We start from the raw sequence: 16,394 nt of genomic DNA on the forward strand, positions 1-16,394 counted from the left end.
CAAGCCCGCTCCCACAGGGAATTGCATCTGCCATTCAAATCCCGATATTGCCCAGCGTCTGCACAATATTGCGCAACGTACCGGCAATGGTCGGGTGTTCCAGTTCGAAGCGCTCCACGGCAAGGTTCACGCCGTCGACCAGGTTGCTGTCCTGAAGTTGATTTTCCAGTTGGATTTCAGCTTCGATCTGAGCCATCAGTTGATGCAGATTCTCGCGCTCTGGTCCGGACAGCGGCGGGTTCTGGTCCAATTGCTCGCGCAGGATATCGAGTTGTTCTTGCAGTTCGCGGCGGCGGGCAGGCATTGGCGTACTCCCTTTATTGATAGGCACAGCCATGGACCGCGACGGTGCGTCAAAAGTCCGTGGCTTGCCTTAAGAGTAATCCACCCTCACACAGCCTGCATGATCCCGGTCACGGCTTCTCACCTTTGAGTCGGCGCAGATTGATGTCGGCGAGGCAGGTGTCGAGCTCGCCCAGGTGATCGATCACCGAGTGCACCCCCAGGCCGAATAATTGCACGGTGGCCTTGGCGCGCCGGGACTCACGCTCTTGTTGGTTCAACGCTTGCCATTCCCCCGGCGCCAGGCCGCACAACGAACCGCAGGACGCCAATCCGATCGTCCACAAGCCGGCGTTGAGCCCCGATTGCAACAGCCCAGGCTCGCCACTGACCAGTACGCAACCGTCCAGTTGCTGGACGTTGAGTGCCATCAACGCCTGCCAACAGGCATGTGGGGCGGGCCAAGGATTATTTGTTGCTGGAAGTTGCGGCGGTTTGATCCACGCCGGCAGTGCCGTCGCCAAACCATGGCTGATGACTGGCGGCAGCTCGTCGAGCCAGGCGCACGGTATGCCCAAATGCTGCAAGTGGTGCAGGCTTTCCAGTGCCCCCGGCGTCGGCTGCGCATGCTCGGCCGGTTTCGCCCCCGGCTGACGCACCCTGGCGCCGAAATCCACCAGGCAACCACTCAAGCCAAACAGCACGGCGGTCAGGCTCGGAGCAGGGAGGGGCAGGGCTTCGGCGCGGGGCATGGGGACGTCCTTGAAATACCCCGCAGCCTAACGCGCATCAATGACAGTCCGGTGACAGCGGCGTGAAGGCCTTGGTTGGCAGAAACGTCCTACAGGCCACTTCTGTTTTCGATGCTGCCTAACCTGGCGTTCCGTCTTATACTAGCCATCTTACCGCCTGGGCTCGGCGCCCTTGCCTGAATAAACCAAGGAGTTTTCCCCTATGCGCTGGAGCCCTCGTGTCGCTCAGCTGTGTCTTTCCGCCAGCGTCCTGCTGGTTCCGTTTGCAGCCCAGGCCGCCACGGAAGAAGATCCTTGGGAAAGCATCAACCGTCCGATCTTCACCTTCAACGACACCCTCGATACCTATGCCCTCAAGCCGCTGGCCCAGGGTTATCAGTACGTGACGCCGCAGTTCCTGGAAGACGGCATCCACAACATGTTCCGCAACATCGGTGACGTGGGCAACCTGGCCAACAACGTGCTGCAGGCCAAGCCGGCCGCGGCTGGGGTCGACACGGCCCGGTTGATCTTCAACACCACCTTCGGCCTGCTGGGCTTCTTCGACGTGGGCACCCAGATGGGTCTGCAGCGCAGCGATGAAGATTTCGGTCAGACCCTGGGTTATTGGGGCGTAGGCAGCGGCCCGTACGTGATGCTGCCGCTGTTGGGCCCAAGCACACTGCGTGATGCACCGGCCAAGTATGTCGACAGCTACACCGGCCCCTATCGCTACATGGACAACGTCTCGGTGCGTAATTCGGTCTTCGGCCTGAACATCGTCGACACCCGGGCCAGCCTGTTGTCGGCGGAGAAAATGGTCAGCGGCGACAAATACGTCTTCATCCGCAACGCCTACCTGCAGAACCGCGAATTCAAAGTCAAGGACGGCCAGGTCGAAGACGATTTTTGATATCGATTCCTGAGTGAACAGAAGGCGGCCCCTAAAGGCCGCCTTTGTGTTTTTGCGCAGTATTCGAGCGGTTCGATCCTTCCATTGAGTTACGCTTCGCTCGGTTCTTATAACTCTCTGTACTTTGACAAATAAAGACGGCAGGCGGCTATCCGCCCGAGCTTGAAACGCCCCGCGGATGGGAGTACCGTCTGCGCCTTAGAAGGGCACCTCTGATGAAACTGTGTGTAGGGCAACGGCCTGAAACCGGTACGACCAGAGAGGCTAGAAAGCGAATCCAGTAGTGTGTGCCAGGCCAGACGGCCCAGCCAGCTACGCCAACCTAATTCTGGCGCCGTTTGCCCACATGCCAAAAACCAGTGCCACGCTGCTGATAATCGATGATGACGAAGTGGTGCGAGCCAGCCTCGCGGCCTACTTGGAAGACAGTGGTTTCAGCGTCCTGCAGGCCAGCAACGGCCAACAGGGTCTTCAGGTATTCGAGCAAGACAAGCCCGACTTGGTCATCTGCGACCTGCGCATGCCGCAGATGGGCGGACTCGAACTCATTCGCCAGGTCAGCGGGATTTCCTCCCAGACCCCGGTGATCGTGGTATCGGGCGCGGGTGTGATGAACGACGCGGTCGAGGCACTGCGCCTGGGCGCGGCAGACTACCTGATCAAGCCCCTTGAAGACCTTGCGGTGCTCGAGCACTCGGTGCGCCGGGCCCTGGACCGTTCGCGCCTGTTGGTCGAGAACCAGCGCTATCGCGAGAAGCTCGAAACCGCCAACCGCGAGCTGGAAGCCAGCCTGAACCTGCTGCAGGAAGACCAGAATGCCGGGCGCCAAGTGCAGATGAACATGCTGCCGGTCAGCCCGTGGGCCGTCGACGAGTTCCGGTTTGCCCACCAGATCATCCCGTCGTTGTACCTGTCCGGGGATTTCGTGGACTATTTCCGGGTCGATGAGCGACGCGTGGCGTTTTACCTGGCGGACGTTTCCGGCCACGGCGCATCGTCGGCGTTCGTCACGGTGCTGTTGAAGTTCATGACCACGCGGCTGCTGTTCGAGTCCAAGCGCAACGGCACGTTGCCTGAGTTCACACCTTCCGAGGTCCTTGGGCATATCAACCGAGGCCTGATCAGTTGTAAGCTGGGCAAACACGTCACAATGGTCGGTGGAGTCATCGACGAGGAGACTGGTTTGTTGACCTATAGCATCGGCGGCCACCTGCCGTTGCCTGTGTTGTATACGCCAGACAGTGTTCGTTACCTGGAGGGGCGTGGTTTGCCGGTGGGCCTGTTCAACGAGGCCACCTACGAAGACCACGTACTGGAACTGCCGCCGACGTTCAGTTTGACGCTGATGTCTGATGGCATTCTGGACCTTTTGACCGAGCCTACACTCAAAGAGAAAGAAGCGGCCTTGCCCAAGCGGGTGAGTGCAGCGGGCGGCAGCCTGGAAGGCTTGCGCCAGGTGTTTGGATTAGCCACGCTCGGGGAGATGCCGGATGATATCGCCCTGTTAGTGTTGAGCAGGAACCTTTGATGAGTACCGGTAGAATCCAGTTCGCCGAGCAGGACGGCACCTTTGTCCTGAAGTTTGTCGGTGAAGTGCGCCTGACCCTGTGTTCGGCGCTGGATGCGACTATTGAGCGGATCTTCACCGCGCTGAACTTCAGCGCCATCGTGATCGACCTGACCGAAACCCGCAGCATTGACAGCACCACCCTGGGGCTGCTGGCCAAGTTGTCGATCCTGTCGCGGCAGAAGGTCGGCCTGCTGCCAACCGTTGTCACCACCCACAACGACATCACCCGTCTTCTGCAATCGATGGGCTTCGACCAGGTGTTCAACATCGTGGGCGACCCGGTGCCCTGTCCGTCGTGCCTGGACGACCTGCCTGACCAGGACCAGTCCGAAGAGGAAGTGCGGGTCAAGGTGCTTGAGGCGCACAAGATCCTGATGGGCTTGAACGACTCCAACCGTGAAGCCTTCCACGACCTGGTCAACGCGCTGGAGCGCCCCGGCGGCTAAGGCACCTCCCTGTGGGAGCGAGCCTGCTCGCGATGAGGCCTGACCAGGGTCATAAAAAAGGGCGAACCTACGTAGGTTCGCCCTTTTTACATCCCTTCGAATGACCTTAAATCTTGGCTTGCAGCAATGCCTCCAGCTTCTCCTGGTCACGGGCAAACTGGCGAATACCCTCGGCCAGTTTCTCGGTCGCCATGGCGTCCTCGTTGGACAGCCAGCGGAACTGCGATTCGTTGAGGTTCAAGCGTGCTTCCCCGGCCTGCCCTGGCGCCAGCTTGCGCTCCAGCTTGCCTTCGTCCGCAGCCAGCTTCTCCAGCAGCTCCGGGCTGACGGTCAGGCGGTCGCAACCGGCCAGTTGTTCGATCTGGTTGAGGTTACGGAAGCTGGCACCCATGACCACCGTCTTGTAGTCATTGGCCTTGTAGTAGTTGTAGATGCGCGTTACCGACTGCACGCCCGGATCATCGGCACCGGTGTAGTCGTTGCCATTGGCTTTTTTATACCAGTCGTAGATACGGCCCACGAACGGCGAAATCAGGAACACCCCGGCGTCGGCGCACGCAGCCGCCTGGGCGAAGGAGAACAGCAGGGTCAGGTTGCACTGGATGCCTTCGCGCTCCAGCTGCTCGGCCGCGCGAATGCCTTCCCAAGTGGAGGCGATCTTGATCAGCACGCGATCCCGGCCAATACCGGCCTTGTCGTACAGATCGATCAGACGGTGCGCACGCTTGAGCATGGCGTCCGTGTCGAACGAAAGACGGGCATCCACTTCAGTGGAGATGCGCCCTGGAATCTCCTTCAGGATCTCGCCGCCCACCGCCACGCCAAACCGGTCGCTGGCCAGGCCCACATCGCCCTTGCAGTCCGCCACGCAGGCGTTCAACAGCTCGGCATAGCCGTGAATAGCCGAAGCCTTGAGCAGCAGGGAAGGGTTGGTGGTAGCGTCCACGGGTTTGATGCGGGCGATGGCTTCGAAGTCGCCGGTGTCGGCCACGACAGTGGTGAATTGCTTGAGTTGTTCCAGCTTGGAAGTCATGAGCGTGCTCTGTCCTATGGGTCTGTTGACATTACCCGAGGGCCGGCAGCCACTCAAGGGCGTGTAGAGGTATCGAAGGCCCCAGCGGCAACAACCTGAAAACGGCTGTTTGAAAGGCTGGGGCGGGTATCCTAGATACGATGCCAAAAGAGCATGCAGGTTCAACATCATCGCCTGACGGTTATGGTTTCTGTGCGTTCAAGAACAGGTTTGCGATACCTTCCGGCAGAAGCGTCGTCGAGATCAGAATCAATCGCTGGCCTGCTCGTGTCATTGCCATATAGAGTTTGCGCGAATTTTGTTCACTTTCTTGAGCCGAAAGAATGCCCGCCTGGGCTGTTTCTTTCATGAGTTTTTCCAGGCCCAACAGGAACACGATACTGGCTTCAAGCCCGGTGGCAGTATCCACGGTGGAAACACGCAGGTTATCTGCGTTAACGTGGATAGACTCCATGCTATTCAGATCCCAGATCTTGCGTGAACCGAATCGATCACTCAACGCCTTGAACAGCAGCTTCTTGTTGGCATCGCGTCCATATAGAACAAGCATATTCGATAGATTGACCTGCGAACCCTGCAAATAGTCCGCTATCTCGTTACAGAGCTGTATGACCGCGTCCTGGGGAGTGTCTGATCGGATCAACAGCGGTGCGATACCTTCTTCCATGCCATCGAAGTCAGGTTGCAGATAATCGTCCGGGTCGGTTTGGGTGAACTCGGCCAGCACAAGGCCGGCTGCTCGCAGTATGGCTTGAGTGGTGCGGTAGGAGCGGTGGAGCTTCTTCGTTTTGCCCGCCACATCCAGGCCGACACGTTTCCAGCTGAGTCGGCTTTTCAAAAAGCCCTGGTTGGGATCGGCGCATAGAAACAGGCTACCTTCGACATCAGCCAGGGTACTTTTGACCAATTGAAACCAGGTCGGCGCGAAGAATTGAGCTTCGTCCACCAGGATATGCTGGTACTTATCGAGTTTTTCAAGTTTCGTGAGACAAAGATCCCGGGACAATGAGCTCCACAAGCGAAGCCCTAGCGTGCTCAGTGCAGCGGTCACCTGTTCGTAGAGAGCCCACACCTGTGTCCGTTCCTCCTTGCGCAAAGCAAACCCTTGGCCCGCGCGTTCGGCGGACAGATAGCCCTGCTCGTTGCAAATCAACGATTCATTGATGAAGTCGAATTCGTCAAGAAGTTGTTCATCGCCAGGTTTCAGGTCCGGAAAAGATTTTCGATAGTGGGCAATTTGATCGGTAACCTTTTTCGCAGACGCCATCTCGGGTTGCTGCTCAAAATGGTTGACCCATTGCTGCCTTATCCAGGCAAGGGCGGTCATGAGGGTCAGGTTGCGCGGTACACCCGTCGAGCTGGCCTTCTTCAGACGATGCTTGAGGTCTTTAACCACCGGGACATTGTGGATCAGCATCAGTATCTTCAGATCGGGATATTTGCTTGCCAGAATCAGTGCCCGATTAGCCGCGATCAGCGTTTTGCCACTCCCTGCAACGCCGTTGACCAGCCGCACCGAAAAATCATTCAAGGTTTGTGTTTGTTCTTCAGGCAACTCCAGATCCAGCTTACTTGCCCACTCTTGTTGTGAGTCCAGAAAGTAACGTGTGGTCTTGGGTGAGTTATCCCGTGAGAAATGCCGGCGGGTTGTACAGATGGCAGGTATCTCGGCTTCCGGGAAGTAGTGCCCCATGACCGTATCAATGGCCTCATGGCTCAGCGGGCTGAGCAATCTGGGCAGCTGTTCATGGCCATGTTCGATAAAGGTGCTCTTGGACATCAATCGCGGACCATCAGGTCGTGAGTAGTGTTGCCACAGGCGTTTGGTCTGTTCGGGAGTGCAGTTCCACATCAGGATCAGCTTGCCAAGCCGCTGTCCGGAGGGCATCCCCTCGGGCTCGGTTGCTTCCAGGCGCGAAAGCAGCTCGATAAAAGCCTGTTGTCCGGTAGCGCTGAACAGTTGATCGGGGTCCAGCGTTTCAAAAGAGACTTCACACAACACGACGGTCAGCCATTGATATTGGGCGTGCTGAAGGAAAAAGTCCGGCGTCCAACCTTCTCGCGCGAGGCACTGGCGTACGACATGGTTGTCATCCAGTTTGCGCAGCGCCCGTTTAACGTGGACGTATGCGCCGGTGCTGCGCTGCCATTCAGGGATAAAGAGCGTCATGGGGCGAGCACCACTTTACGGCACCGACTGACCAGGCTCGAATACTCATCAGCCCATTGCTGGATGGTGCTGTTGCTGCATTCAATGCCCTGAGTCAGCTCGGGCCCGATAATGATCAATTTGGTCATGGCCCGGGTGATGGATACGTTCAGTCGCTCAGGCTGGAAAAAAAACTCCGCTACAGCGCTGATGAACGTCTCATCGCCACTGGCCAATGAGACGATGACAAGCTCGCGTTCCTGGCCCTGCATACGTTCAACGGTATCGGCGACGATGGTGCTGGCGAGTTCGCGCCCGAAATGGCGAGCCAACAGTGATCGAATCGTCCGGCCTTGGGCTCGGTAAGGGGTGACGATGCCGATATCAGACAAGGCGATGCCCATCGTCTGGGCGACCTTGCAGAGATCGAGCACATGTTGAGCATCGCGATAGTTGCGGGTCTTGGCGGTTCTGTCGGTCGTGGGAATAAATACCGCGCTTGCGTCTGGATCAAACACGCGATCCATTGGGGCTCCGACATCAGCGTGCTTGAGGCGTCGTTCCTTGTTGGGGCCGGCCGCCCGTAACTTGCCATTGTAGTAGTTGTTGCTCGGCCATTCGGTCAGCCATTGATTCATCCGATAGGTCTCTTCGAGCATGACCGTATGATCGGCTGTCTGCGCAGTGAGGCGACCAAATATCGACATCGATTCGCCCGAAAGGATCGACTGGGATAACAGCACCGGCGGCAGTTGTTTCTGGTCGCCAATGAAGATAAACCGTTTGCCTTTGCGCATGGCCATGAGCGCCAGGGGGAGTGTAATCTGACTGGCTTCGTCAAAAATCACCGTGTCAAACGTGAAGTGTTCCAGCTGACTGCATGTTGCGAACGGCGTCGCACCAATGACATAGCCGCTTCCGTCAGTAGGCAGCTTCTCCCAGTCGGCGGGTGTTTTTGCCCAATCAACGGTTTTGCCCAGATCTTCAGGGCGTCCACCAATCTTCACCGTTGGTATTTTGCGCTCGGCGATCTTTGCAAGGGCGTTATTGATGGCCATGTGCGTGTGAGAGGTGACAAATACCCGCTCCTGACGCTCAACCAGTAGTTGCGCAATGAGCGCCAGCGCACGCGTCTTGCCTGTCCCCGGCGGACCTTGGATGCAAGCAATCTGTTCAGCGGCAAAAGCCATGGCGACAGCGTGCGCCTGATGCTCATTGCACTTGTTCTGAATGGCGAAATCTTCGGCGTAATCCAGATCCACGTCGCTGAAGGTGATAACTGGCGCATCGTCGAGCAGCGGGAGGATTATATTGTCGGCATGGATTGAATCGGCGATATCTTCCAGCGCCTTTTCATAGCGGGGTGTTAGATCAAGCGCATCCATGTCGGCATAGCAGGGGCCGTCTTGGTAGTTGCCCCATACCGTATTAGCCAGCTTCTCGCTCAATAACCATCGACCCTCTTCTTCGCGCTCAAAGCTCATCCGGGCACATAACAGGCCGGTAGACGGATCGCCGAGGTGCAGGCGCAGCATGTCCCCTTCACGAAAGCGTGATTCGCTTTCATCGAGATAGGCCCAAAGGCTGGAGTTTTTTTCGGCTTTTTCAAGATGCGTAAAGCCTTGGGTCAAGCCCTTTTCAAGCTTTTCATGTAAAGGGCGCTGCCAGGTCTGCAGGAGTTTATGAAGGTTCGCGTCGCGCTCGGCATGGACAAATTCAAAAAGTTTTTCAATAAGCGGATGCTGCCCTTGCATGGCGATACTCGTCCCTGTTATCCGTGATGGCACAACAGTTTTACATACTGTTGAAGCCGAGAGCGAGCATTGTGGATCCAAAATCCGCTGTCGTTTGGGGCGAGTCTCAGATGATCACAAGGGTAGCTTGGCAGGTTCCTTACAGATCTTTTGTCCAAGCTGCACGGATTAACGCCCCTCCAGCAACTGCCCCGCCTGATCCAGCAACGCCAGCGGATCCTTGGTCTTGTGGATATCCACCGACAACAACTGCCGAAACCGCCGCGCACCTGGGAAACCCGTACCCAGCCCAAGCACATGACGGGTGATGTGATGCATTGCGCCACCGGTGGCCAGATGATCGGCGATATACGGCCGCAGCTGCGCCAGCGCCTCGGCCCGGCTGATGACCGGCGCGGTGCTGCCGAACAGCTGTTGATCCACCTCGGCCAGCAGGTACGGATTGTGATACGCCTCGCGGCCCAGCATCACACCGTCGAATGTTTGCAAGTGCGCGTGACAGGCCTCCAGCGTTTTGATCCCGCCGTTGAGCACGATCTCCAGCTCCGGAAAGTCCGCTTTCAACCGTGCCACCACGTCATAACGCAGCGGCGGGATGTCGCGGTTCTCCTTCGGCGACAAGCCTTCCAGAATCGCAATCCGCGCATGCACGGTAAAACTGGTACAGCCGGCCTCCCGCACCGTCCCCACGAAGTCGCACAACTGCTCGTAACTGTCGCGCCCGTTGATGCCGATCCGATGCTTGACCGTTACCGGAATCGACACCGCATCACGCATCGCCTTCACACAATCAGCCACCAACCCCGGATGCCCCATCAGGCAAGCGCCGATCATATTGTTCTGCACCCGGTCGCTGGGGCAGCCAACGTTGAGGTTCACCTCGTCATAGCCGTGCTCCTGAGCCATGCGCGCGCAAGCAGCCAGATCGACCGGCATGCTGCCGCCCAGTTGAAGGGCCAGCGGGTGCTCAGATTCGTGGTGGCGCAGGAAGCGCTCGTGGTCACCGTTGAGCAGGGCGCCGGTGGTGACCATTTCGGTGTAGAGCAGGGCGTGTTTGGACAGGATGCGTAGGAAGTAGCGGCAGTGGGCGTCGGTCCAATCCATCATGGGGGCCACGCTGAAGCGCCGAGACAGCGTAGGCCGCGTATTTACTGGGCTAAGGCTCTGTTTATCTAGCATTTTACTCAACGTGTTCTGGGCGTGATTTGGGGCGTTTTCAGGCGTTTTTGGAGGCTCGGTGGTACGATGTACCACTCGAAAACTGACGCGTACCACTTTTGACATGGCGACTATCAGGGCAAGAAAACTGGCGGATGGGTCTGTTAGCTACACGGCTCAGATCCGCATCAAGCGCGACGGAGTGCAAGTCTACCAAGAGAGCCAGACCTTCGCCCGGAAACAGGCGGCGCAGGCCTGGGCACGCAAGCGTAGATCCGAACTGGATGAACCTGGTGCGATTGAGCGGGCGAGTCGCGTAGGTGTCACGCTCAAAGACATGATTGACCAGTACCTGATCGAAGTTGAGAAAGCCCGGCCGCTGGGCAAAACCAAACGCGCAACCCTTACGGCCATCGGCGCAACGTATATGGGTAAGCTGGCTGATACGCAGATCAACACGCAATGCCTGGTCGATTACGCGCTATGGCGGATGAGCCCCGAAGGTGGGGGCGTCCAGGCGCAGACAGCCGGCAACGACCTGGCGCACCTCGGCGCCGTGCTTTCCATCGGCAAAGACGCGTGGGGTTATCAGCTTGACCCTATGGCCATGGGGGCCGCAAGGCGCGTGCTGCGTAAGCTCGGCTACAACTTGAAGAGCCGGGAGCGTGACCGCCGCCCTACGCTGGACGAGCTGGGGAAGCTCATGAAGCATTACCAGGACATGCAGGCCCGGCGCCGAAGCATTATCAACATGATGAAAGTGGTGGGCTTTGCCTTGTTCTCGACGCGCCGTCTCGACGAAATCACTCGGATTCGCTGGGATGACCTCGACGAACCTGGCCAGCGCGTCCTGGTGCGAGACATGAAGAACCCAGGCCAGAAGATCGGCAATGACGTCTGGTGTTACCTGCCGGATGAGGCATGGCAGATACTTCACTCAATGCCCCAGGCTGGTGACGACATCTTCCCTTACAGCCCTGAATCGATTTCGACGTCCTGGGCGAAGGCCTGCAAATTCCTCAACATCGAGGACCTGCACTTCCACGACCTTCGTCACGAAGGGGTAAGCCGCCTGTTTGAAATGGACTGGGATATTCCCCGAGTGGCAAGCGTCTCGGGACACAGGGATTGGAATTCGCTGAGGCGCTACACCCACCTACGTGGCAAAGGTGATCGCTATGTGAAGTGGGAATGGCACGAAGAGATATTGAAGGCGCCCGTCCAGCTGGGCGCCGCATCAATGAAATGGCTCAATAGGCGTGTTTTAACCCGTTGAGTTGGCAGTGCTCCTTAACCGCCGCGGCGCGCTGAAGATCAAGGTAGATGGCCAGGTCACTGAGGTGGATGCCCTTGGCCGATTTCTGACTCGATTCCAGGCGTGTGATCGGGATCTTGATCTGCCCACTCAACACCTTGCGCTGGAACATATCAGGCGTCAGGTGCGTGAAGTAATCCCGACAAACCAGCTCCAGCGGAATGATCGCCTGGCCATCGTACTGAGCCATCAGGATGAAGGCTGTATTCATGATGGTTCCTCACATACGAAATGATTGATGAGTGAACTCCGACCGGGTGGCCTGACCTGCCGGTTGTGCGCCGTCAGTCTGTACTTCGCAAACGAACCGGTGCCGCTCCCTGTTAGGTACGCTTAACGCCTCTGTGAGCCTTGGCACTGCGCCGATGCACTGCTCGTAGGCGTCCGGCCCATCCCAGCGTTGAGCGCGTACCACCTGGCAATCCGTTCGTGTTACGTCGGCGCAAAGGTAAAGCAGAAGGAAAACGCTCATAAGTTGGCCGCTCCGACTTTCAATGCGTTCGTGCTAGCCTCTGCGTCGCTACTGCCTGGGTTCTGTGCTTGCATGGTGCTGCTCCTTAGTAGTGGTAGGTGTCGAGGAGTTGCCGCTCCTCGACACCGTCTTTTCAGGCCGTTCTGGCCAGGTCTTGCTCAATGATCGCTATGACTTCGTCCCGATCCTTCGCATAAGCGAAAGGCAGCTCACCGCCTGGGCGAGTGATGGGGTAGCGCGCTTCAGGCAACCGGCACTCAGCCACGGTGTAGCCGCTGTCGCTGATCCAGCAGTTCTGCTGGATTTGCCCGTCCCTGTTGAGTTTCGCTGCCCACTTCATGCCCAGACCCTACGCAGGTCCTGCCAGATTGCTTCGCCGTCGGGAAAGTAGGTGTGCACCTCCTGCTCGGGGCTGTTATCCAGCCGAAGGACGGCAATGCAGTCGTCGAACAGGCCAGCGTCGAGCCGGCGCAGCTCGGTCAGGTCAAACGGATGTGCCTGGCCGTTGTACAAACCGAGCAGAAAACGACCGATGACTGCGCTTTGCCCGGTGTCGCGTTGCGCGACCGGCAGCAAGCGAACCAGCGCGTCGACGCCGGCTTTGCGAATGGCCGGACGCTCGGCCTGGTACTGGAACAACTCGTCAAAGGCATCTTTGAGCGTTTCGTTGTGCATGGTGCTTCTCCTTGAGTGGTAGGCGTTGCCGCGCCTGATGAGTGTTCTTGTCGAATGGTCAGGCCTGGAAGTGCCAGCACTTCACAATGGGCTGCTTGGTGATAACCGCGTTGCTGTGCTTGGCCTGGTAAGCCCGTACCGCGCTGTCCGTTGCCTTGTTGATGTCGATCAGCTTTCGAGAGCGGGAGTCCTTCAGCCGCTCGCGCAGCTCGCTGACGTCGGCGATTTTTTGTCGATGCTCGGCCGCGCACTTCACGAAGTCGTTGAGGTTGATGGCGATGACGTTGTCTTTCTTGCTGTGATTCACCACAGGCCCATCGGCGTCGAGGCCCTCCAGGTACTCGTACACTTCCCAGAATTCGGCCACGACAGGATGGTCAGAGCTGATGGAGGCCTGGCGCTCGATGGCCATGCGAATGATTTGGCTGAAGGTGTTGCTGATCTGCGCATCGGTGAGAGCCACCACCAGCCGAAGGCAATCGAGCAACGCAAGCAATTGGGCGTGGTTCTTGTTGATGCGCTCGACGCGGATGTAACCGCGTAGCCTGTTGCCGCAATGGGCGCACTCGTTTTGCTCATCCTTGAAGGGCGTATCGCAAGCGAAGCAATGCGAGTGGAGGCAGCGAAGTTTCGCTTCATAGCTGGACAAACGCTGAGCGAATAGCGCCATGACCTCGGCCTCTTTGCGAACGGCCTGCAACACGAAGTTGCTGAGCGTCGTGCCTTCCAAAGCATTGAGTAGGTCGGCAGCGGCGCGACTTTCGGGTGTCACGTTGGGCCGCACAAAGTGCAGTTTGACGATCCGGGTCATGATCGCTTCGGAGGCCACCACCGGCGCGTTCTGGCTGATGGCGATCGTTCCCCGAAAGGGCGGCTCATACGTTTCGTTGCCGGCGGTTTTAACCCCCTTGGTCGCCAGGGTGCCGCCGCCGTAGTAATCCTTCAGCTCGTCCCATTCAAAAGTTTTGGCGTGCGCCTTGTCTTCGCCGCTTCGGTCGGACTCCAGTAACACAATGGGCATGCCGGACACCTGGCCCATCAAACGGCTACGACCGGCCTTGGTTGATTTGGAGGGGTCGAAGCCCTCGTACCCGTCGCGCCCGAATAGCTTCCATAGCAATGTGAGCAGGGTCGTCTTGCCTGCACCGGCTTCACCAGTGGCCTCAAGGAAAGGAAACGACTGGTAGCGATGGCGGATCTGTTCGGCAAACAGCGAGCCGAACCAAAACGTCAGGGCGACAATCCCCTGTGTACCGAAACACTGCCAGAGCAGATCCAACCACCTTGGATCGTGGTTTTTGCCATCCCTGGTTAACTGGATCTTCACGCCCTTTTGCAAGCTCTTGAGTTTCAGCTTCCCCAGCTCAAAAAATTCCTCTTCGTTGAGAGTGATCAGTTGGCCTTCACGCACGGCCACGTCGTTGAAGACGTAGCAGCCGTACTCTCGGCTGTAGCCCACGTAATCAATGGTCTGGACGGTTTTGATGCCGAAAAGCTGGTCCTTCATGATCTTGTCTAGCTGCTGGCCGCTACCGGTGAACACCGCGCCGGCGCCCATCCCAAGCAGTCTTTTCTTGAACTCGCTGGCCGCCGCGACCTGGCCGCCCGTGAAGGTGTTCTTCACTGAACCGCCGTCGTGTGGAAAGTCGACGCGGAAGAAGTACCAGGACTCGTCGGTTATCTCGTTGCGCTGGAAATACAGCGCTTTGGGGAAGCAGTTCGCGATCTCGACCACGCAACCGGACATGCGCAGCGCTTTTTCGCGAATGGCCTTTTCATTGAGCAGTTGGTCTTCCTGTTTGTCGCTGTCATCGAGCGCCTGTTTGGCGCTGTTGAACTTGGAGATATCCAACTTCCACCAGTACAGGCGGGAGTCGAAACAAAAGTGAAATTCCTCCCGCTCCCGCCACTGGTACATGAGCAGAGCCTTGTCGCTGGCACTCTCGGCAATCAGCAGCGCGCCCTGATGCCTGGCTTCCTTCAGGTCTTTTTCGATTCGCTGCGCCCGGGCCTCGTCATCCCCCAAAAACGCCCAGCGTTGATGCAGGTCGTTCCAATCGACCTTGCGCGCATCCGGCTGCGGGATCTGCGCGGCCTCGCAAACGAAGCCCAGCTCTCTGGCTTGCTTGACCCAGGACCGGGTGTATTTATGCGCCCCAGGCTCGTTGTCCAGGGCCCATACCAACTTAGGCGGCTTGCCTTCACAGGCCGCAATCAAGGCCTTCAACGACTCATCAGGAAAGGCGTTCGAGGACAACGCGGCGACCGCAGAAATGCCGTTATGGATAAGCGCTATGGCGTCGAAAATTCCCTCGACAATCCAAAGCTCTTCCACCTGCAGAACGTCCACACAAGGTGGGCACCACCAGTAACCCTTGTAGCTCTGCTTGGGTTGGAAGCGGGCTTTCTTCTTGCCGAAGCGTGACGGCTGGTCGATCAGACGTTCCCAATACCCACCATGCTCAAGCGGGAATCGCACCGTGGCCGAGCCGATGTTGAGGTCACCGTCAAAATAACTTTCTTGGGTGTACCAGCCTTCAATCAGCTCAAGGTGAAAGCCGCGAGCAAAGGTGAGGTACGCCTTGGCGGTAGCGGTAGGCTGCTCGTTGGTTGCTGGGGCGCGCTTGCTCCAGTCGTCAAACAAATCGGGGTACAGCTCTTTGACGGGAGCCTGGTAACGGCACTTTTCCTCACGCCCGCAGCGAATGAACCAGGGCTCATCGTGACGGGAGAACAAGCGCTTCTGGTTGCACTGTGGGCAGGTGCCCTTACGCATGTAATGCGTGCCGGCCATATGTTGCAGGCCATAATCGGGCTCAAGGCGCTGTAGCACGTCAGCGCGCAGCTGATGTTCCATGGGTTTGCGTAGAACAGGTTTCGCACCATGGGAGACGTTGAGTCGCTTATTCATCGGGGCTTACTTCACTTCGCCGAGACTGTGTTTAAGGGCGCCAATCAGGCGTTTTTGCGCAGCCATCACCGGGAAGGCCGCGAGCAGCGAGCCATGCCTTAAACCCTCGGGGATCATGCGAAAGCGATCGTCATACCAGTGCTCGTTGAACTGCTGCGCGTAGTGGTTGCGTAGCGCCTGGAGCAGGGCTTCGGCCTCTTCACGGGGCAGTTGTGCGGTGATGGCGACGTCGATTTCCATGGTCCACCTCGGATTTCGGGCAAAGCTCACCCAAACCCACGGGAAGCGGGGCAGGGCAGGTAGTTTTAAAAGGGGATTACTGAGGGTGTTGCTTGAGCGCGGTGTCGCGCTGGGCCAGCAGGGTCTGCGGCAGCAACCTCGCCGGGACCGGGTAACGCACGTCTGCCCGGGTATCGATCAAGTGCACGACGGTGCTGCCCGGGCTGTCGCCCCAATCCACACCGATCCACTTGCGCTGATTGATAACCTGCAACTCGGTCCAGGCGCTGTGCACCAGCTTCTGCGCCATGAACACCGGGACTTCCAGCGCCGTGGCCATGTGCCGAACACAGTTTTCATACAGCAGGTCTGAATCCACCAGGTGCTGCGCTTCGTGCCGTTGCAGATAGGCGAAGGCCGCCCGCTGCATGCTGCTGCGATAATCGTGGTCAAGCTGTTCATGGTTCATTTCGCACACTCCATTTCCATTTGGTCGAGCAGGTCGGGTTGATCGTTGGCGGACCTCATCGCTGCACGTCGCAAGATCGTGTCGGCAATGGGCAGCCGGACGGAGGGGTTGGCCATGCCGCTGGGGCTCATTTCATGAGTCATTTCGAACTCGGCCCGCACCGACCAGCCACAGGCCTCGTTGGTGCATTGCAGGTAGGCCACACGCAGAAAAATGTGCGTGCCTTCACTGGTGCGAATGCGCATGCGGCCTTGGCAGTGAGGGCAGACGAGTTTGTAGGTGCTCATAGCCAGATTC

17 protein-coding genes are annotated in these 16,394 nt (G+C 58.1%); 4 read left to right on the plus strand and 13 right to left on the minus strand.

From position 1 onward, the window contains the following. Positions 1-34: 34 nt before the first annotated feature. The gene (locus J7E36_RS09665) at positions 35-304 is read right to left on the minus strand and encodes a DUF4404 family protein (protein WP_215002230.1); all 270 of its coding nucleotides are present in this window, start codon (positions 302-304) and stop codon (positions 35-37) included. Between the two features lie 109 nt (positions 305-413). Next, positions 414-1,034: an HAD family phosphatase gene (locus tag J7E36_RS09670; protein WP_215002232.1), complete on the minus strand. Its 621-nt coding sequence runs from the start codon at positions 1,032-1,034 to the stop codon at positions 414-416. 202 nt (positions 1,035-1,236) lie between these two features. Here J7E36_RS09670 and J7E36_RS09675 point away from each other — a divergent pair, with 202 nt between their 5' ends. The 3 genes from J7E36_RS09675 (at position 1,237) to rssC (ending at position 3,942) form a co-directional block, all read left to right on the plus strand. After that, positions 1,237-1,926 (plus strand): MlaA family lipoprotein, encoded by a 690-nt coding sequence (locus tag J7E36_RS09675; protein WP_215002234.1) that lies wholly within the window; start codon positions 1,237-1,239, stop codon positions 1,924-1,926. A gap of 346 nt (positions 1,927-2,272) precedes the next feature. Continuing rightward, the gene (gene rssB, locus J7E36_RS09680) at positions 2,273-3,454 is read left to right on the plus strand and encodes a two-component system response regulator RssB (protein ID WP_215002236.1); all 1,182 of its coding nucleotides are present in this window, start codon (positions 2,273-2,275) and stop codon (positions 3,452-3,454) included. Then, positions 3,454-3,942 (plus strand): anti-sigma factor antagonist RssC, encoded by a 489-nt coding sequence (gene rssC, locus J7E36_RS09685; RefSeq protein ID WP_215002238.1) that lies wholly within the window; start codon positions 3,454-3,456, stop codon positions 3,940-3,942. Before rssB ends, rssC begins: the two co-directional genes overlap by 1 nt. A gap of 106 nt (positions 3,943-4,048) precedes the next feature. Here rssC and tal read toward each other — a convergent pair whose 3' ends face one another. The 4 genes from tal to dusA all read right to left on the minus strand — a co-directional run bounded on the left by tal (position 4,049) and on the right by dusA (position 10,057). Next, positions 4,049-4,975, minus strand: a complete 927-nt coding sequence (gene tal / locus J7E36_RS09690) for a transaldolase (RefSeq protein WP_215002240.1) — start codon at positions 4,973-4,975, stop codon at positions 4,049-4,051. A 181-nt stretch (positions 4,976-5,156) separates the two neighbouring features. Beyond that, positions 5,157-7,145, minus strand: coding sequence for a UvrD-helicase domain-containing protein (locus tag J7E36_RS09695; protein ID WP_215002242.1), 1,989 nt, complete (start codon positions 7,143-7,145; stop codon positions 5,157-5,159). After that, a complete protein-coding gene (locus J7E36_RS09700; RefSeq protein ID WP_215002244.1) occupies positions 7,142-8,878 on the minus strand; it encodes a DEAD/DEAH box helicase in 1,737 nt (578 codons plus the stop codon). Before J7E36_RS09700 ends, J7E36_RS09695 begins: the two co-directional genes overlap by 4 nt. A gap of 168 nt (positions 8,879-9,046) precedes the next feature. Then, the gene (gene dusA / locus J7E36_RS09705) at positions 9,047-10,057 is read right to left on the minus strand and encodes a tRNA dihydrouridine(20/20a) synthase DusA (RefSeq protein ID WP_215002325.1); all 1,011 of its coding nucleotides are present in this window, start codon (positions 10,055-10,057) and stop codon (positions 9,047-9,049) included. Positions 10,058-10,160: 103 nt separating this feature from the next. On the opposite strand from dusA, the gene J7E36_RS09710 reads away from it, so the two are divergent. Continuing rightward, positions 10,161-11,312 (plus strand): site-specific integrase, encoded by a 1,152-nt coding sequence (locus J7E36_RS09710; protein WP_215002246.1) that lies wholly within the window; start codon positions 10,161-10,163, stop codon positions 11,310-11,312. Here the strand turns inward: J7E36_RS09710 and J7E36_RS09715 are convergent. The 7 genes from J7E36_RS09715 to J7E36_RS09745 all read right to left on the minus strand — a co-directional run bounded on the left by J7E36_RS09715 (position 11,287) and on the right by J7E36_RS09745 (position 16,384). Next, complete coding sequence (locus tag J7E36_RS09715) at positions 11,287-11,562, minus strand: pyocin activator PrtN family protein (RefSeq protein ID WP_215002248.1); 276 nt, start codon at positions 11,560-11,562, stop codon at positions 11,287-11,289. The genes J7E36_RS09710 and J7E36_RS09715 overlap by 26 nt on opposite strands. Before the next feature lie 394 nt (positions 11,563-11,956). After that, on the minus strand, positions 11,957-12,163 hold the full coding sequence (locus J7E36_RS09720; protein WP_215002250.1) for a hypothetical protein: 207 nt from the start codon (positions 12,161-12,163) through the stop codon (positions 11,957-11,959). Further along, a complete protein-coding gene (locus tag J7E36_RS09725) occupies positions 12,160-12,498 on the minus strand; it encodes a DUF7673 family protein (RefSeq protein ID WP_215002252.1) in 339 nt (112 codons plus the stop codon). Before J7E36_RS09725 ends, J7E36_RS09720 begins: the two co-directional genes overlap by 4 nt. A gap of 58 nt (positions 12,499-12,556) precedes the next feature. Next, positions 12,557-15,409, minus strand: a complete 2,853-nt coding sequence (locus J7E36_RS09730) for a toprim domain-containing protein (protein ID WP_231286393.1) — start codon at positions 15,407-15,409, stop codon at positions 12,557-12,559. 6 nt (positions 15,410-15,415) lie between these two features. Further along, positions 15,416-15,649 (minus strand): hypothetical protein, encoded by a 234-nt coding sequence (locus J7E36_RS09735; protein WP_215002253.1) that lies wholly within the window; start codon positions 15,647-15,649, stop codon positions 15,416-15,418. 76 nt (positions 15,650-15,725) lie between these two features. Beyond that, positions 15,726-16,097: a hypothetical protein gene (locus J7E36_RS09740; protein ID WP_215002255.1), complete on the minus strand. Its 372-nt coding sequence runs from the start codon at positions 16,095-16,097 to the stop codon at positions 15,726-15,728. Continuing rightward, on the minus strand, positions 16,094-16,384 hold the full coding sequence (locus tag J7E36_RS09745) for an ogr/Delta-like zinc finger family protein (RefSeq protein WP_215002257.1): 291 nt from the start codon (positions 16,382-16,384) through the stop codon (positions 16,094-16,096). Before J7E36_RS09745 ends, J7E36_RS09740 begins: the two co-directional genes overlap by 4 nt. Positions 16,385-16,394: the final 10 nt, after the last annotated feature.

The sequence above is a fragment of the Pseudomonas fluorescens genome (assembly GCF_018614775.1).
Lineage (GTDB): Bacteria > Pseudomonadota > Gammaproteobacteria > Pseudomonadales > Pseudomonadaceae > Aquipseudomonas > Aquipseudomonas fluorescens_BY.

Excerpts from the sequence above, each read along its gene's own strand:
- J7E36_RS09700 (WP_215002244.1), bottom strand. The coding sequence starts at position 8,878 with ATGCAAGGGCAGCATCCGCTTATTGAAAAACTTTTTGAATTTGTCCAT.
- J7E36_RS09735 (WP_215002253.1), bottom strand. The coding sequence starts at position 15,649 with ATGGAAATCGACGTCGCCATCACCGCACAACTGCCCCGTGAAGAGGCC.
- J7E36_RS09665 (WP_215002230.1), bottom strand. The coding sequence starts at position 304 with ATGCCTGCCCGCCGCCGCGAACTGCAAGAACAACTCGATATCCTGCGC.
- J7E36_RS09730 (WP_231286393.1), bottom strand. The coding sequence starts at position 15,409 with ATGAATAAGCGACTCAACGTCTCCCATGGTGCGAAACCTGTTCTACGC.
- J7E36_RS09670 (WP_215002232.1), bottom strand. The coding sequence starts at position 1,034 with ATGCCCCGCGCCGAAGCCCTGCCCCTCCCTGCTCCGAGCCTGACCGCC.
- rssB (WP_215002236.1), top strand. The coding sequence starts at position 2,273 with ATGCCAAAAACCAGTGCCACGCTGCTGATAATCGATGATGACGAAGTG.
- J7E36_RS09745 (WP_215002257.1), bottom strand. The coding sequence starts at position 16,384 with ATGAGCACCTACAAACTCGTCTGCCCTCACTGCCAAGGCCGCATGCGC.
- J7E36_RS09695 (WP_215002242.1), bottom strand. The coding sequence starts at position 7,145 with ATGACGCTCTTTATCCCTGAATGGCAGCGCAGCACCGGCGCATACGTC.
- J7E36_RS09715 (WP_215002248.1), bottom strand. The coding sequence starts at position 11,562 with ATGAATACAGCCTTCATCCTGATGGCTCAGTACGATGGCCAGGCGATC.
- J7E36_RS09720 (WP_215002250.1), bottom strand. The coding sequence starts at position 12,163 with ATGAAGTGGGCAGCGAAACTCAACAGGGACGGGCAAATCCAGCAGAAC.
- J7E36_RS09725 (WP_215002252.1), bottom strand. The coding sequence starts at position 12,498 with ATGCACAACGAAACGCTCAAAGATGCCTTTGACGAGTTGTTCCAGTAC.
- rssC (WP_215002238.1), top strand. The coding sequence starts at position 3,454 with ATGAGTACCGGTAGAATCCAGTTCGCCGAGCAGGACGGCACCTTTGTC.
- tal (WP_215002240.1), bottom strand. The coding sequence starts at position 4,975 with ATGACTTCCAAGCTGGAACAACTCAAGCAATTCACCACTGTCGTGGCC.
- J7E36_RS09710 (WP_215002246.1), top strand. The coding sequence starts at position 10,161 with ATGGCGACTATCAGGGCAAGAAAACTGGCGGATGGGTCTGTTAGCTAC.
- J7E36_RS09675 (WP_215002234.1), top strand. The coding sequence starts at position 1,237 with ATGCGCTGGAGCCCTCGTGTCGCTCAGCTGTGTCTTTCCGCCAGCGTC.
- dusA (WP_215002325.1), bottom strand. The coding sequence starts at position 10,057 with ATGCTAGATAAACAGAGCCTTAGCCCAGTAAATACGCGGCCTACGCTG.
- J7E36_RS09740 (WP_215002255.1), bottom strand. The coding sequence starts at position 16,097 with ATGAACCATGAACAGCTTGACCACGATTATCGCAGCAGCATGCAGCGG.